Source organism: Streptomyces sp. NRRL S-378, from assembly GCF_000720645.1.
Taxonomy (GTDB): domain Bacteria; phylum Actinomycetota; class Actinomycetes; order Streptomycetales; family Streptomycetaceae; genus Streptomyces.
The window spans coordinates 1-266 of the sequence record NZ_JOBX01000229.1 but is presented as its reverse complement, the minus strand read 5'-3'; the positions used below and the strand labels follow the sequence as shown (position 1 = coordinate 266).

Annotated in this window: 1 pseudogene; it reads left to right on the top strand. The window is 66.5% G+C overall.

Going from position 1 to position 266, the window contains the following annotated elements:
• Positions 1–266 (top strand): annotated as a pseudogene (locus tag IH80_RS46755) (hypothetical protein); the annotation flags it as partial.

Genomic DNA, 266 nt, shown 5'->3' with positions numbered 1-266 from the left:
CTTCACGGCCGGGCAGACGATTCCGAACCTGGTCGTCGTCCCTGTGGTGAACGGGAAGGTCAGCTTCTACAACAACGCCGGATCGGTCGATCTGATCGCTGATGTGGCGGGCTACTACACGACGGACGGCTCGGGCTCGACGTACAAGCCGGTCACGCCGACGCGGCTGATGGACACGCGTGTCGGGCTGGGTGTGCCGAAGGCGAAGGTGGGCCAGGGCGGGACCGTGACCTTGCAGGTCGCGGGTACGGCGGGCATTCCGGCGT